The sequence below is a fragment of the Paenarthrobacter sp. E2MeOHC11 genome, assembly GCF_058744955.1.
The window spans coordinates 425839-441621 of record NZ_CP196673.1; the positions used below are offsets into that span (position 1 = coordinate 425839).

A 15783-nucleotide genomic window follows, 5' to 3' on the forward strand; every position below is an offset into this window, starting at 1 on the left:
TTAACTGCTGTCTCGCGCAAGGCCGGCCCGGCGAAGGGTCGCCTCGGCATGTTTGAGGATGGGGCCGTCGATCATTTTGCCCTTGAACTGGAAAACTCCCGTGCCCGCGGCGGCCGCTGCGTCCAGAAGCTCGGTGGCCCCGGCAACGGCTTCCGGAGTAGGGGCGTAGGCCTCACGGACCACGGCAACCTGGTTCGGGTGGATGCAGGCCTTCGCGCCGAAGCCGCTTGCCACCGCATCCCGGGACTCCACGCCCAGGCCTTCAAGGTCCGGGATGTTCACATACACGGAGTCGATGGCTTCCTTGCCCGCTGCCTTCGCGGCGAGCAGGACAGCGGAACGTGAGTGAAGTGCGACAGCCCGGTAGCCGCCGTCGTCGTTCCGGCTGGAGAGCCCGCCCAGGGAAGCCAGCAGGTCCTCGGCACCCCACATGAGTCCTACGACGTTGGGTTCAGCGGCAATTGCAGCAGCGTTGACGATGCCGGCCGCCGTTTCGCAGAGCGCAATGACCTGGTATCCCTCCAAAGCCTTGAGCTGCCCAGCGCTTTCCGCCTTGGCCAGCATCACCGTGCGGTAGGGAGTCTTCGCCAAGGCCTCCAGATCGAGCTCGAACTCGTCCGTCCCCACGGGATTCACGCGGACTATGGTGCGGCTGGGCTCCAGTGCTCCGGCACCGGGCTGCTCAAGGATCGCTTCGCGGGCCCTCGGCTTGTCCGCAGGAGCCACAGCATCCTCCAGGTCCAGGATCACGGCATCGGACCGGTCAGAGGCCTTTCCGAAACGCTCGGGCCGGTCCGCAGGACAGAACAAGAGAGCCGGGCCCATGGTGAAGGGAGAGTGCATGAAGTTCCTTGCTGGTGGGGTGCTGACAGGTACGGAGAACTAAGACGTCGCGGCGTGCGCTTCCTTGGTCCACATCAGGCAGGTCCGGGTGGCCAACGCCACCACTGATCCATCCTGGTTGCGACCGGTGTGCTGCATGGTCACCACGCCCTGTCCGGGGCGGGACGACGACAACCGTTTGCCGGTGATCACCGTTTCCGTGTACAGGGTATCCCCGTGATACAGCGGGTGCGGAAAGGTGACATCAGTCAGGCCCAGCTGCGCAATGATAGTCCCCTGCGTCAACTGGGCCACGGACTGCCCCACCATGGTGGACAGCGTGAACATGGAGTTCATGAGCCGCTGCCCGAACGGTTGTCCGGAACTCCATGCGGCGTCAAGGTGCAGCGCCTGCGTGTTCATGGTCATGGTGGTGAAGAGGACGTTGTCCGTCTCGGTGACCGTGCGTCCGGGCCTGTGCGCGTAAATCACGCCCTCTTCAAGTTCGTCGAAGTACAGCCCACGCTGCTCAACCACCCGGGTCATACGGTGAGCTCCTGGTCTTCCTCGAACAAGTCCGCACCGGTGGCGGCCACCACGTCCTCAAGGGTCACATTGGGGGCCAGCTCGCGGAGGACCAGACGGGAATCTCCTTGGTCCTTCACGACATCAATGACTGCGAGGTCGGTGATGATCCGGTCCACGCATCCCTTGCCTGTCAGGGGCAACGTGCAGTCCTGGACGATTTTCGGCCTGCCACTGCGGTCCACATGTTCCATCATGACGATGACCTTCTTGGCACCGAACACCAGGTCCATGGCACCACCCATGCCTTTGACCATCTTTCCGGGAATCATCCAGTTGGCGAGGTCTCCGTTGGCTGCAACCTCCATGGCACCCAGGACAGCGACATCAACATGCCCACCCCGGATCATGCCGAAGGACGACGCCGAATCGAAGAATGCCGCCCCCGCGTTGGTGGTCACCGTTTCCTTCCCCGCGTTGATGAGGTCCGGATCCACTTTGTCCTCGGCCGGGTAGGGCCCCACTCCCAGGATGCCGTTCTCTGAATGGAGAATGACTTCCACGCCGTCCGGAATGTAGTTGGGAATCAGGGTTGGCATCCCGATTCCGAGATTCACATACTGTCCGTTGGCGAGCTCTTTTGCCACGCGCGCGGCCAGTTCGTTGCGGGTCCAGCCTTTGGCTTCGTGATGTTCGACGTCGGCGCGACGGTACTCGTGCCGCACGGCTTCGGGGCGGGGCGGCAAGTCCTGGAGGCTGTTCGATTCCATGGCTAGGCTCCTGCCTGTTGGCTGCTTGCCGATCCGGATAACGCCACCGTGCGCTTCTCGATCCGCTTCTCGTTGGACGGCGCCACCACCACCCTTTGTACGAAGATACCCGGCGTGTGGATGTGTTCCGGATCCAGTTCACCGGGTTCCACCAGCTCTTCCACCTCGGCGATGGTGGTCTTGGCCGCCATGGCGCAGAGCGGGTTGAAATTCATTGCCGTCGCATGGAAAACAAGGTTCCCATGGCGGTCACCCTTCCAGGCGTGGACCAATCCGAAGTCCGGTGTCAGGGACTCTTCGAGGACGTAGTCGGCATCGTTGAAGGTGCGCACTTCCTTCGGCGCAGACGCCAGCGCAACGTTCCCGTCGGCGTCGTACTTTTGCGGCAAACCGCCCTCGGACACCTGGGTTCCCACACCCGCTTTGGTGTAGAAGGCCGGGATTCCAGCGCCGCCGGCGCGCAGCTTCTCGGCCAGCGTGCCCTGCGGGGTCAGGACAACCTCCAGCTCCCCGGCAAGGTATTGCCGCGCGAATTCTTTGTTCTCGCCCACGTAGGAGCTGATGGTCCGGCGGATGCGTCCGTCCTTAAGGAGGATCCCCAAGCCCCAATCGTCCACGCCACAGTTGTTGCTGACGGTCTCCAGAGCGCTGGTTCCTTGCTGATGGAGGGCATCGATCAGGGAGACGGGGATGCCGCATAGACCGAACCCTCCCACCGCGAGCGAAGCTCCGTCCGGGATGTCCTTCACCGCTTCCGCGGCGCTGGCAACAACCTTGTCAATCATCCTTGATCCTTCCCGTGCGGTTACAGACCCAGCTCGCGGGCGATGAGCATCAACTGGACCTCGGTGGTGCCTTCCCCGATTTCAAGGATCTTGGAGTCGCGGTAATGCCGTGCCACCGTGAATTCGTTGATGAAGCCATAGCCGCCGAACACCTGGGTGGCGTCCCGCGCGTTGTCCATGGCTGCCTCGCCTGCGACCATCTTAGCGATGGCCGCTTCGGTCTTGAACGGCTTACCGGCGAGCATCCTGGAGGCGGCGTCGTAGTACGCCAAACGGGCTGTGTGGGCCCTGGCCTGCATGCGGGCGATCTTGAACTGGATGGCCTGGTACTTGCCGATGTTCTGCCCAAAGGCGCTGCGCTCCTTGGCATACCTCACGGACAAGTCCACGCATCCCTGCGCCGCTCCGGTGGCAAGGGCGGCGATCGCGATGCGTCCCTCGTCAAGGATGGAGAGGAAGTTCGCGTACCCGCGGCCGCGTTCCCCCAGCAGGTTGGCTTCAGGAACCCGAACGTTGTCCAGGGTGAGCGGGTGGGTGTCGGAGGCGTTCCAGCCCACCTTGTTGTACGGCTTTTCCGCGGTGAACCCGGGGGTGTCCGCGGGCACCAGGATGGTGGAGATTTCCTTCTTGGTGCTGCCGTCGGCGTTTTCCTTCTGCCCCGTGACCGCAGTGACGGTGACCAGCGTGGTGATGTCCGTGCCGGAGTTGGTGATGAACTCCTTGTTCCCGTTGATGACCCATTCGCCGTTCTCCAGATGGGCATTGGTCTTGGTGCCGCCGGCATCGGATCCGGCTTCGCGTTCGGTCAAACCAAAGCCGGCCAAGGAACGCCCGGAGGCCAACTCCGGCAGCCACTGTTCCTTCTGCGCATCCGTGCCGAAGCGGTACACCGGCATCGCGCCCAGCGATACGCCGGCTTCGAGGGTGATAGCCACGGACTGGTCCACCCGCCCCAGCTGTTCCAGCGCCAGGGCCAGCGCGAAGTAGTCTCCGCCCATGCCGCCGAACTCCTCGGGGAACGGCAACCCAAACAGGCCCATCTCCCCCATCTGCTTGACTACCTCGTACGGGAAGCTGTGCTCTTCGTCATGCTTGGCCGAGACGGGCGCAACCACCTCGTCGGCGAACTCGCGGACGGAGTCGCTGAGGTCCTGGTACTCCTCTGTTAGCCCGTAAGTGCTGTTCATTTCAAAGGTGCTCATGGCTGGACTTCCTTGTCTGTGTTCTTTCCGGCCGCGCTTTCAGGGGCGACGGGTACGTGAATGGTGGCGAGTACCTGGTCTGCTTTGACCAGGTCCCCGGGTTTGCTGCTCAGATGGACAGTTCCGGATACCGAGGCCACCAGTTGGTGCTCCATCTTCATCGCCTCCACGGCCAAAAGCACTTGGCCTTCCTCTACGGAATCTCCGTTGGCCACGGACACGGACACCACGGTTCCGGGCATCGGCGAGCGCACTTCCGGGTCCGCGGCCCCTTCGTCCCGCTGGATGCCGGCGAGCACCCGCCGCAGGCGTTCAGCCCGGTTCAGGACCTCAAGCCGGCAGGACCAGCCATCGTTGCCTACGTGGACGGCGTCGACGGCCACGCCCACCGCGAAGGTGACGGGACCGTCGTCGAACTCCACAACAACGGTGTCCGCACTGCGGTTCAGTACCTTGACGCGTGCAGCGGTGCCGGCACCAGAGCCGTGGTCGACGGTGGCTGTCACGGTTCCGCCCTCCTCGGTGATGGACACTGTGGCGAGTCCACCACCCGGAACGCCCAGCGTGGTAGTCCACGCCCCGCGGCCACCTACGCGCCAGCCGTCGGGAGTCTTCCACGCGTCCCCCGCAACCGCAGAGCCCGTGCGTTCAAGCCACAGCGTAAGAGCGGCGGCGATCAGTTCGCGGAAGCCGGCATGCCTGAACTCCATGGTCGGCAGTTTGCGCTCAATCAGCCCGGTGTCGAGGCGCCCTGCCCGGACGTCGGCGTCGTTGATCAGCAGGCGCAGGTACTCAACGTTGGTGTCCACGCCCAGCAGGGTGTACCGGCCAAGGGCAGCGTCCAAGGTGTCCAGCGCCGCGGCCCTGTCCACCCCCCACGAAATGACCTTGGCGAGCATGGGATCGTAGTCGCCCGTGATCTCCAGCCCGTCCCGCATGGCGGAGTCGATCCGCACGTTGGCGTGGGCTTTTTGCTGACCCGACACGGCGGGGTCCGCGGCACCATGCTCGGCAAGCCCAACAATCCGGCCCATGGACGGCATGAAATTCCGTTCGGGCACCTCGGCGTAAACGCGCGCCTCTACGGCGTGGCCTTTAAGTACGACGTCGGCCTGCGCTACGGTGAGGACCTCGCCGGCGGCGATCCGCACCTGCCATTCAACGAGGTCAATGCCGGTGACCATTTCCGTGACCGGATGCTCCACCTGCAGCCGGGTGTTCATTTCCATGAAGAAGAACTCGTCAGGGTGTTCATCGGAAACCAGGAATTCGACGGTCCCCGCGCCGCTGTAGTTGACCGAACGTGCTGCGTTACAAGCGGCCTCGCCGATCCGCGCCCGCTGTGCAGCCCCGTCCTTCATCGATTCGAACAAGGCCGAGGGGGCCTCTTCGATAACTTTCTGATGACGCCGTTGCAAGGAACACTCGCGCTCGCCCAAGTGGATGACGTTGCCGTGGTTGTCCGCCAGGACCTGGACCTCGATGTGGCGGGGCGCCCGGATGAGCCGCTCCAGGAAGAGGGTGTCATCCCCAAAAGCGGATGATGCCACACGCCTTGCCGTGAGCAGGGTGGCAGCCATGTCCTCGATACGTTCCACCACATGCATGCCCTTGCCTCCACCACCTGCCGACGGTTTGATCAGCAAGGGGAAACCGATGCCCGATGCAGCGTCCAGCAGCTCCTGGTCCGTGAGTCCTGGCTTGGCGATCCCAGGCACGCAGGGAACGTTGTAGGCCGACACATGGTTCTTGGAGCGGATCTTGTCCCCCATTACTTCGAGGGCGCCGACTCCCGGCCCGATGAAGGTGATCCCTGCGGCGTCCAGCGCCTTGGCGAACTCCAGATTTTCGGACAGGAAGCCATACCCCGGGTGAACCGCCTCCGCTCCGCTTCGACGGCATGCGTCGATGATGGCGTCGATCTTCAAGTAGCTCTCGGAGGGTGCCGTGCCACCAATGGCGACAGCTGTGTCAGCGAGGGCCACGTGCTTGGCATCCTTGTCCGCGTCCGAGTACACGGCGACGGAGCGGATGCCCAGCTCCTTCAAGGTCCTGATGACCCGGCAGGCGATCTCACCGCGGTTGGCAACGAGCACGGAACCGAGGGGGTGGGCTGTGGATGCCGGGCTGGGTGGGGCTGTGGCTGTTGTTGGCAGGCTCATGGTCACATCCTGAAGAGACCGAAGGAGGTCTCGGGCAGTTGTTGGCGGGAGACGACGTCCAGGGCCATCCCCAGGACTCGCCGAGTGTCGGCGGGATCGATAATGCCGTCGTCCCACAGCCGGGCTGTGGAGTAATAGGGACTTCCCTGATCCTCGTATTGCTGCTTGATAGGAGCTTTGAAAGCTTCCTCGTCCTCGGCGGACCATTCCTGTCCGGCTGCCTCGTATTGGTCCCTCTTGACCGTGGCGAGGACACTGGAGGCCTGGTTTCCGCCCATGACGGAGATGCGGGCTGCGGGCCACATCCACAGGAACCGCGGTGAGTAGGCCCGGCCACACATGGAATAGTTGCCGGCGCCGAAGGACCCACCGATGACCACCGTCAGTTTGGGCACCCTGGCCGTGGCTACCGCGGTGACCATCTTGGCGCCGTTCTTGGCGATGCCACCTTGCTCGTAGTCCTTGCCCACCATGAAACCGGAGAGATTCTGCAGGAAGATCAAGGGAATTCCGCGCTGGTCGCAGAGCTCGATGAAGTGCGCGCCCTTGAGGGAGGACTCGCTGAAGAGAACACCGTTGTTGGCCACGATGCCCACTGGATGCCCGTGGAGGTGCGCGAATCCAGTGACCAAGGTGGTGCCGTAGTTCTTCTTGAACTCATGGAATTCGGAACCATCCACCAGCCTGGCAATGACTTCGCGGACGTCATACTGGGCGTTGACGTCCGTGGGAACCACACCGTAGATCTCTGAAGGGTCGACGACGGGCGGCAGGACGACGTCGAGCACGTCCCAGGCCGGCTGCGCCGGCTTCGGCAACGTCGCCACGATGTCCCGTACGATCTCGAGGGCGTGCTGATCGTTCTCGGCCAGGTGGTCCGTGACCCCGGAAATCCGGGAGTGGACGTCGCCGCCGCCCAGCTCCTCGGCAGTGACAATCTCGCCGATTGCAGCTTTCACCAAGGGCGGACCACCCAGGAAGATGGTGCCCTGGTTCCGCACGATGACTGTCTCGTCGCTCATGGCCGGCACATAGGCACCGCCAGCAGTGCACGAGCCCATCACGGAAGCGATCTGCGGGATCTTGGCTGCGGACATCCTGGCTTGGTTGTAGAAGATCCGCCCGAAGTGTTCTTTATCCGGGAAAACCTCGTCCTGTTTGGGCAGGAAGGCTCCGCCGGAATCCACCAAGTAAATGCAGGGAAGCTTGTTCTCCAAGGCGATTTCCTGAGCCCGGAGATGCTTCTTGACGGTCATCGGATAGTAGGTGCCGCCCTTGACCGTTGCGTCATTGGAGATCACCAGGACGTGCCGGCCATGGACCAGGCCAATGCCTGCAATGACCCCGGCCCCTGGGGAATCGTCGTTGTACATGCCGTTGGCAGCCAAGGGCGCAATCTCAAGGAACGGACTGCCGTCATCCAGCAAGTAGTCGATGCGTTCCCTCGGCAAAAGCTTTCCGCGGGCGATGTGCCGTTCCCGTGACTTGGCCGGGCCGCCGAGGGCCGCCGTCGCCAAGCGATCCTTCAGTTCTGCCACCAAAGCCAGTTGCGCCTCCTGGTTGGCTTCATAGGTGCCGCTGGCGGCTCCCGCAAGGCTGGCGATTGTCTCCATCGACCCCTGTTCCATTCCCGGCCACAGGCCACTTCGGTTAGTGCCGCGTAACTGAAATTTAGGTTAGTCTTTATTAACTGTGATGTCCAGCACAGCAGGGCCTTATCGGTCAGGCGTGCCGGGACTGGCGCCAAGGAGGAGAACGTGACCGGAGGCCGGGAAACAAGCACTGAGGGAACCCGTGGCGCCGCCACCCAACGTGGCCAGGCTAAGGAGCTCCGACGGCTGGCTCTGTTGTCCGCGGCCGCGGGGCTCTTTGCACAGAATGGCTTCAACAGAGTCTCCCTTGAGGATTTAGGTGCCGCAGCGGGCGTCAGCGGCCCCGCTGTCTACCGGCATTTCCCCGGCAAGCAAGCAGTCCTTGGGGAGCTTCTGCTCAGCGTCAGCCGCGACCTTATGGAGGGCGGATTGCGGGTGGTTTCCGCATCGGGCGATCCCCGCTCTGCGCTCAAGGGGCTCATCCAATTCCAGGTTGATTTCGCGCTCAGCAATCCGGACGTCATCCGCGTCCAGGACCGGGACTTCGGAAGTCTCAGCGACGCCGACCAGGCAGAAGTGCGATCCCTTCAGCGCAAGTACGTCGAAACGTGGGTTGACGTCCTGGCCCGCATCCACACGGACGCAGATGTCCCCGGGCTCAGGGTCCGTGCGCACGCGGCCTTTGGGTTGATCAATTCCACACCCCACTCGGTGCGCCACCACGGCAGGAAGATCGCGGTGAAGTCTGCCAGGCCTATCCTGGAACAGATGGCCTTGGCGGCTCTGACTTCAGCCTGAACGGTCTATCTTCCGGGAGGTTTGAGCCGCCTTCCATCTACGGCCTCATATTGTCGGACCCCCCTGACATCATGTTTTTATGGAAGATCAAGGGCAGTTTTCGGCACTCAGGGCGGAATCGTCCCCTGCTGTGGCCGCCCTGACCGCTGCCCGGTCACGACGCTTCTTGAGCAGGCCGGAATTGCATAAGGCCGGGTTCAAGGATTCGACGGCGACCGTCACCTGGGTCGGTGGGTTCCACGCCGCGGGGCTGCTCAACGGCAGAACCAAGTCCGCCCGGGCTTCATCGCTAACGGGCCCCGCCCCGGCCGACGTTTCGGCCCAAAATACAGGATCGATCCCTAAGGCTCAGCGGAATCCCCGGACCAGCCTTGTTTCCACGTCGGCTCAGCCAGTCCAACGTTTCGACACTCAGCGTCCTGGTCCCAAGGCGTCTGCCGGGCGGGACCTGACAGAGCTTCTTATCGACAGCGCTGCACTTCTGGACTCCGCACGCTTGTCCGCCTCGGATGAGGCTTTCCTGTTGGGGTTTGTTGAGGCTGCTGATTTTGCCGGCAAGGTCGAGGAGATTTCCCGATCAGTGGAGTACTTACAGATCGTCGCAGCCCACGCGGTGGAACGGACCCGGCTTGAGGCACAAAACTCCCGGCCGGGGTCCTCGGCAGCAGCGCCGGAATGGCGGACCGGCTGGACGGAAGCACCCGAAGAGCCAACGAGTGGCACGGGCGCAACGGTTCCGGAGGCACCAGTTTCCGCTGGTGAAGCACGTTCCACCAACGCACTGTCCGTGGATGGGGCCAGGTCCAAGGCCAGTGTCTTGGATGACGGGTACCGGAACGCAGCCGAGTTCCTGCGGGCCCGGTTGCGGATCGGCATCGGCGAGGCCCGTCGCAGGCTTGCCCTCGCCGCCGAGGTCCTCCCCCGGAAAGGCATGACCGGGCAGGAAATCCCGGCCCGCCGCGAAATCCTCGCCACAGCCCTCGGATCGGCTTTGGTGCCGTCCCGGTCCGCGTCGATCATCAGCACCGCCCTGGACAAGGTCCGGCACCTCACCGACGAAGACACCATCACCCGGATGGAACATGCCCTGACCACCACCGCCACCGAAACCGACCCGGACTTCGTCACCACAATGACCAAACGCTGGGCCGACAGGATCGACCACGACGGCCCCGAACCTTCCGAAGAAATCCTCCACCAACTCCAAGGCGCGTTCCTCCGCCGCCGACGCCGCCACGGACTCCACCACCTCGAAATCTTCGCCACCGACGAACAAATCGAAACCCTCACCACCACCATGAACGCCGCCACCAACCCGCGACTCACCAACAGCACCAGCACCAGCAGCAACAGCACCGGCACCGGACCTGGCACCACGGACAACACCGATACCGGGCACAGCCCAGACAACGGCACAGGCACCGGCCCGGACCTGGACCGCCGCTCCCGGGCACAGAAACTCCTCGACGGCCTCACCGGCGCCTGCGCCCTCGCCATGACCACCGGGAAACTACCCTCCAACGGCGGACTCCGCCCCCAACTCACCGTCACCATCGACCACCGCGACCTCCTCGAACAACTCACCGGCACCGGCCACCACCAGCCCGGCACCAGGACACAAACCGGCACAGCCACAGGCACCGCCACGTTCATAGGGACAGGCACAGGCACGGGCACCGATCGCTTGAACACAGGCACCGCCACGTTCACCGGCCCGATCCACCCGAACACCATCCGCAAAATAGCCTGCGACGCCGACATCATGCCCGTCCTGCTCGGCAGCGACTCCCGCGTCCTGGACATCGGCCGGACCACCCGGATCTTCCCACCCCACATCCGCAAAGCCATCACCGCACGCGACCAAGGCTGCGCCTTCCCCGACTGCACCATGCCCGCACCCTGGTGCGAAGCCCACCACACCACGTACTGGACCCACGGCGGCACCACCGGAACAGAAAACGGCACCCTGCTCTGCAGCCACCACCACCACCTCATCCACAAAGAACAATGGAGGATCGACATGACAACCGGGGTCCCCTGGTTCATCCCCCCACCCCACATCGACCCCCAACAAACACCCCGACGCAACCACCACCACACACCCCACAGAACATGAACCCGCCCGACAGAGGTGAGCAATGAGGACTGACTCAACAAACGGTGTGTTGGTCCAGGCCTGATGCTGGGTGCGTCCGGTTGTGCTGCGTAGGTCCAAGTTGTGCCAGGGCAAAAGAAGCTGCCCGGCAAACTGCCGAGCGGGAGGCAACCCGTTGGGTCGTATGCGTGTATGCCCTTGGGGCGTTCGTGTCTTCCTAGGACTCTCAGGGCCAGCCTGTGAGGCTGTTTTCTGCCGCGGAGCCGCCTAGGCTGAAACTCAAACCTTGCTGACCCTGCTCAGCAGCTGAATCGACAGGGCGACAAGGTCTACGCCCAGCCACAATCAAGGAGCACACCATGAGGATTGCCGTCACCGGCGGAAGCGGAAAACTGGGCAGGAGCGTGGTCCGGCGACTCACGCAGGATGGCCACAAAGTGCTCAACATTGACCGTGCCGGCACCCGTGGCAAGGGCTACGTCAACGTGGATCTCCGCAACTACGGGCAGGTCCTGGACGTCATCATGGGCCTGGATGACCAACATGACGGCCTGGACGCAATAGTTCACCTAGCTGCCATCCCGGCCCCGGGGCTGGCCCCCGACGCCGCGATTTTCGAGAACAACATGGTCTCCACCTACAACGTCTTCCAAGCGGCACGGCGGGCGGGCATCAAAAAGGTGGTCTATGCCTCCAGCGAGACCGTACTGGGCCTCCCCTTCGACGTCGTCCCTCCCTACATTCCCGTGGACGAGGAGTACGCGGCCCGACCGGAAAGCACCTACTCCCTGGTCAAGCACCTCGAAGAGCAGATGGCGATCCAGCTCACCCGATGGGACCCGGAGCTGAGCATCACGGCGCTGCGCTTCTCCAACGTCATGGACCCGGAAGACTACGACGCCTTCCCGTCCTTCGACTCCGATGCAACTCTGCGCAAGTGGAACCTGTGGGGCTATATCGATGCCCGGGACGGTGCCCTCGCCGTAGTCCGCGCCCTTGAGCACGGGGAACCGGGCTTCGAGACCTTCATCATCGCGGCGGCCGATACTGTGATGGGCCGAAGCAGCGCCGAACTGGCCGCGGAAGTCTTCCCCGGCGTCGAGGTCCTCAAGGAACTGGGGCAGCACGAAACGATGCTGTCCATCGACAAGGCGCGAAGGATGTTGGGCTTCGAACCGGAGCACAGCTGGCGCAACGTCCACTCCAACCGCACCACGCCAACCGAAGATTGACCCCTGTCCCCTGACGCGCGACGACCCACCCCTTAACCGCAGTTTCCTGCAAGCACTCGTAAAGGGATGGGCCGGCGCAGCTTGGAAGCGTCAGATCATTGTCATGACCATGGCGGGATCGGACAGGATAGCTCCGAGGTCAGCGAGGAACCGTGAACCCTGCTCGCCATCCACCAGGCGGTGGTCGAAGGACAGGCTCAGCGACATGACCTGCCGGACGGCGAGTTCGTCGTTGACCACCCAGGGAGCTTTACGCACAGCGCCCAGGGCGACGATGGCGGCTTCACCTGGATTGAGGATGGGTGTCCCGGCGTCGATCCCGAACACACCAATGTTGGTGATCGAGAGGGTGCCACCGGAAAGATCCGATGGCGACGTCTTGCCTGCACGTGCCGTGTTGGTCAGTTCAGTCAGTGCCGTGGCGAGTTCACGCAGCGTCAGTTGGTCTGCGTCCTTGATGTTCGGGACGGTCAGGCCGCGGGGCGTTGCAGCCGCAATGCCAAGGTTGACGTAGTTGAACTGGACAATCTCCTGGTTCGCCTCGTCCCAGCGTGAGTTAAGCGTGGGATGACTGCGCAGCGCCACCAAGATGGCCTTGGCCGCGATGGTCAGCGGCGTCAGCTTGAACCCATCGAACGCCTTGTTGCCCTTGAGCCTGCCCAGCAACTCCATGGTTGCTGTGACGTCGATGGTTAGGAACTCTGTAACGTGCGGCGCGGTGAACGCGCTCTGGACCATGGCGGCGGCAGTGAACTTCCGCACACCCTTGATGGCTGTGCGCGTTTCCCGCCCGCCCCTCACTGGTTGAGCTTCGGATGCGGTTTCCGGAGGACCTGTGAAGGCTTGGACGTCCTCGCGGGTGATGAGCCCGCCGGGTCCCGTGCCCGGAACCTGTTCCAAGTCGACACCAAGGTCGCGTGCCAGCTTGCGCACGGGCGGGGTGGATCGGGGCCTTTCGGCGCCTGCCGTTTCTGATTCCGGCGCAGCGACGGGCGCCGCCTGTGGTTGCCCAGGGACAGAGGTTCCTGGGCGGGCCTCCTGAACCTGGCCACGGGCGCGCCGGGTCGGCCGACCGGAATGTTCGACGACGGCACCGTACCCCACCAGGTTCGGCTCACGCTTTGCAGGGGCCCCCACCGCGTCAGCGTCGCCTGCGGCCGCAGAACCATTCGCGGAAGTCTCGACGGCGGCCCTGTTGCCAGCGGCTGGGGCGCTGCCTCCGTTGGAGGATCCGGCGTCGTCCACCTCAAAGGAGACAATCCGCTTACCGACCTCCACCACCGTCCCAGGCTGCTCGTGAAGGGCCGCCACGGTTCCGGCGAACGGAGACGGCAGTTCCACGACTGCCTTGGCGGTTTCCACCTCGGCGATGACTTGGTTCAGGGTGACAGTGTCCCCCACTGCCACCTTCCAACTGAGGATTTCCGATTCCGTCAGGCCCTCGCCAAGGTCCGGCAGCCTGAATTCCTTGATCATGGTGGCGGTCATCCTTCCAGTCCACTCAGCGAGTTTGGGCGGCCCAAGGCGCGGTCGACGCCGTCGAGGATCCTGTCCAGATCCGGCAAATGGTGCATTTCAAGCTTCGAATAGGGGTACGGAACATCGAAACCGGTAATGCGGACGGGGGCAGACTCCAGATAGTGGAAGCAGCGCTCGGTGATGCTGGCAGCAATCTCTGCGCCGAGGCCACCGGACTGGCCGGCCTCGTGGGTGATGACCAGTCGGCCCGTCTTGCGGACAGAAGCCTCCACCACGGGATAGTCCACGGGAGCCAGGGAACGGAGGTCGATGACCTCCACGGAAATGCCTTCATCTGCCGCTGCCATGGCGGCGTCCTTCGCGGTTTTCACCAAAGGACCGTATGCCACCAAGGTCACGTCCGTGCCGGTGTTCACCACAGCAGCCCTGTCCAGGGGAAGGGCTGTGGAAAGGTCAAGGCTTTCGTCCACGTCGCCCTTGTCGTGGTAGCGGCGCTTGGGTTCGAAGTAGAGGACGGGGTCATCGGAGGCAATGGCCTGCTGGATCATCGTGTAGGCGTCCTGCGGATTCGACACCGCTACTACCCGCAGCCCAGAGGTGTGGGTGAAGTACGCCTCAGGCGATTCGGAGTGATGTTCAGGAGATCCGATGCCGCCGCCAAAGGGAACCCGGATGGTGATGGGCATCTTGACCCGGCCCTGGGTGCGGTAATGCATCTTGGCTACTTGGCTGACGATCTGGTCGAATGCGGGGTAGATGAAACCGTCGAACTGGATCTCGCACACGGGACGGTATCCGCGGTACGCCAAACCCACCGCGGTGCCGATAATGCCGGATTCGGCCAGCGGCGAATCGATCACCCGGTGCTTTCCAAAGTCCTTTTGGAGACCGTCCGTGACACGGAAGACACCACCGAGCGCACCGATGTCCTCTCCCATGAGGACCACTTTGGGATCGTTTTCGAGGGACTTGCGGAGGCCGGCGTTGATGGCCCGGGCAAACGTGAGCTTGGACATCAGAGTGCACCTTCCTCGACAGGCTGGTTGAAGCTGTTCAGATAGCGCGAGTAGTGGTCCTTCTGCCGTTCAATCCAGGAATTTGGTGTGCTGTACACGTGGTTGAAAACATCCAATGGCTGCGGATCCTGCATATCGATGCAACTGGAACGGAGCTCGGCGGCCACGGCATCGGCCTTTGCCTTAACACGGGCGGCCACGTCTTCAGTCAGCAGTCCCTTGGCTTCCAGGAGCTTGTGCAGCCTCAGGATCGGGTCCTTGGCTGCCCAGTCTTCCAGCTCGTTGGGGTCTCGGTACCTGGTGGGGTCATCGGCAGTAGTGTGCGGACCCATGCGGTAGGTAACAGCCTCGATGAAGGTAGGACCGCCGCCCTTGCGTGCCCGATCCAGGGCAACCCGGGTTGCAGCCATGACGGCCAGGACGTCGTTGCCGTCAACCCGCATACTCGGAATACCGAACCCGGTTGGCCTGTCAGCCAATTGAACATGCGATTGGATGCGGACAGGCTCGGAAATGGCCCAGTGGTTGTTCTGGCAGAAGAACACCACGGGGGCCTGGTAGCTGGCCGCGAACACCATGGCTTCGTTCACGTCCCCTTCACTGGTGGCACCGTCGCCGAAGTAGGCAAGAACAGCAGTGCTCGCACCGTCCAGCTGGACGCCCATGGCGTAGCCGGTGGCGTGCAGGCTCTGGGATCCGATGATGATCTGTGGCGTGGCCACGTTGATTCGCTGGGGGTCCCAACCGTAGGAGGCATTGCCTCGCCACACCCTGGCGATCTCGGAGAGGTGGGCGCCCCTGACGTATGCCACGCCGCTTTCACGGTAGCTCGGGAAGACGAAGTCGTCGTCGCGCAGCGAGCGGCTTGAGCCGATCTGGGCCGCTTCCTGGCCCAGGAGCGGCGGCCACAATGCCAACTCTCCCTGGCGCTGCAGAGCCGTTGCCTCGGCGTCGATACGGCGGATGACGGTCATGTCCTCATACAGGGAACACAATTGCTCGTCGCCGATGTCCCTAACCCAGACGTCGAATTCTGGATGGCTGATGCGGTCGCCTTCCGGAGACACCAGCTGGAGCAGATCGCCGCCAGTCCGCAGGGGATTTTGTGCACTTTGTCCTGGGCCCGGAGTGCCTTGATGCACTCCCTTGCCCGCCTGATCCGTCAACACAGGTGATCGCAACCTTCCGGCTCGGTTTCGTCGGCGCTGGCTGGACTTGTGATCCTGCCGCAGACCGGCCCTCCGGCACCTTCGCCGGAGTTAATTGTGACCCTACTCACAAGAGGCATCGGGTACAACTACCCCG

At 63.3% G+C, this 15783-nt stretch carries 13 protein-coding genes; 3 read left to right on the forward strand and 10 right to left on the reverse strand.

Features of this window, described 5'->3' with window-relative positions; genetic code table 11:
• Genes ACSSVG_RS01960 through ACSSVG_RS01990 form a run of 7 tightly spaced genes read right to left on the reverse strand, consistent with a single transcriptional unit; the run spans position 1 to position 7879 of the window.
• Positions 1–843, reverse strand: a complete 843-nt coding sequence (locus tag ACSSVG_RS01960) for an HpcH/HpaI aldolase/citrate lyase family protein (protein ID WP_231341571.1) — start codon at positions 841–843, stop codon at positions 1–3.
• 39 nt (positions 844–882) lie between these two features.
• Positions 883–1368, reverse strand: coding sequence for a MaoC family dehydratase (locus ACSSVG_RS01965; RefSeq protein ID WP_231341572.1), 486 nt, complete (start codon positions 1366–1368; stop codon positions 883–885).
• Positions 1365–2117, reverse strand: coding sequence for a CoA transferase subunit B (locus tag ACSSVG_RS01970; protein ID WP_253467551.1), 753 nt, complete (start codon positions 2115–2117; stop codon positions 1365–1367). The genes ACSSVG_RS01965 and ACSSVG_RS01970 overlap by 4 nt, the downstream gene beginning before the upstream one ends.
• 2 nt (positions 2118–2119) lie before the next feature.
• Positions 2120–2902: a CoA transferase subunit A gene (locus tag ACSSVG_RS01975; RefSeq protein ID WP_231341574.1), complete on the reverse strand. Its 783-nt coding sequence runs from the start codon at positions 2900–2902 to the stop codon at positions 2120–2122.
• Positions 2903–2922: 20 nt separating this feature from the next.
• Complete coding sequence (locus ACSSVG_RS01980; protein WP_492417010.1) at positions 2923–4104, reverse strand: acyl-CoA dehydrogenase family protein; 1182 nt, start codon at positions 4102–4104, stop codon at positions 2923–2925.
• Complete coding sequence (locus ACSSVG_RS01985; protein ID WP_231341576.1) at positions 4101–6266, reverse strand: acetyl/propionyl/methylcrotonyl-CoA carboxylase subunit alpha; 2166 nt, start codon at positions 6264–6266, stop codon at positions 4101–4103. The genes ACSSVG_RS01980 and ACSSVG_RS01985 overlap by 4 nt, the downstream gene beginning before the upstream one ends.
• Before the next feature lie 2 nt (positions 6267–6268).
• On the reverse strand, positions 6269–7879 hold the full coding sequence (locus tag ACSSVG_RS01990; RefSeq protein ID WP_492417013.1) for a carboxyl transferase domain-containing protein: 1611 nt from the start codon (positions 7877–7879) through the stop codon (positions 6269–6271).
• A 144-nt stretch (positions 7880–8023) separates the two neighbouring features.
• Here ACSSVG_RS01990 and ACSSVG_RS01995 point away from each other — a divergent pair, with 144 nt between their 5' ends.
• The 3 genes from ACSSVG_RS01995 to ACSSVG_RS02005 all read left to right on the forward strand — a co-directional run bounded on the left by ACSSVG_RS01995 (position 8024) and on the right by ACSSVG_RS02005 (position 11983).
• Positions 8024–8656 (forward strand): SACE_7040 family transcriptional regulator, encoded by a 633-nt coding sequence (locus ACSSVG_RS01995; protein ID WP_253467539.1) that lies wholly within the window; start codon positions 8024–8026, stop codon positions 8654–8656.
• A gap of 79 nt (positions 8657–8735) precedes the next feature.
• Positions 8736–10772 carry an HNH endonuclease signature motif containing protein gene (locus ACSSVG_RS02000; RefSeq protein ID WP_492417015.1) on the forward strand — a complete coding sequence of 679 codons (2037 nt, stop codon included), beginning with the start codon at positions 8736–8738 and terminating at the stop codon, positions 10770–10772.
• A gap of 338 nt (positions 10773–11110) precedes the next feature.
• Positions 11111–11983 (forward strand): NAD-dependent epimerase/dehydratase family protein, encoded by an 873-nt coding sequence (locus tag ACSSVG_RS02005; protein ID WP_231342183.1) that lies wholly within the window; start codon positions 11111–11113, stop codon positions 11981–11983.
• A gap of 90 nt (positions 11984–12073) precedes the next feature.
• On the opposite strand, the gene ACSSVG_RS02010 is transcribed toward ACSSVG_RS02005, so the two are convergent.
• From ACSSVG_RS02010 to pdhA, 3 genes are read right to left on the reverse strand one after another with little or no spacing between them, the layout of a single operon-like run.
• The gene (locus tag ACSSVG_RS02010) at positions 12074–13471 is read right to left on the reverse strand and encodes a dihydrolipoamide acetyltransferase family protein (RefSeq protein ID WP_492417017.1); all 1398 of its coding nucleotides are present in this window, start codon (positions 13469–13471) and stop codon (positions 12074–12076) included.
• On the reverse strand, positions 13468–14478 hold the full coding sequence (locus ACSSVG_RS02015; protein ID WP_231342181.1) for an alpha-ketoacid dehydrogenase subunit beta: 1011 nt from the start codon (positions 14476–14478) through the stop codon (positions 13468–13470). Before ACSSVG_RS02015 ends, ACSSVG_RS02010 begins: the two co-directional genes overlap by 4 nt.
• Entirely contained in the window at positions 14478–15647 is a 1170-nt protein-coding gene (pdhA, locus tag ACSSVG_RS02020; protein ID WP_492417020.1) for a pyruvate dehydrogenase (acetyl-transferring) E1 component subunit alpha, read from the reverse strand. Before pdhA ends, ACSSVG_RS02015 begins: the two co-directional genes overlap by 1 nt.
• Positions 15648–15783 lie beyond the last annotated feature (136 nt).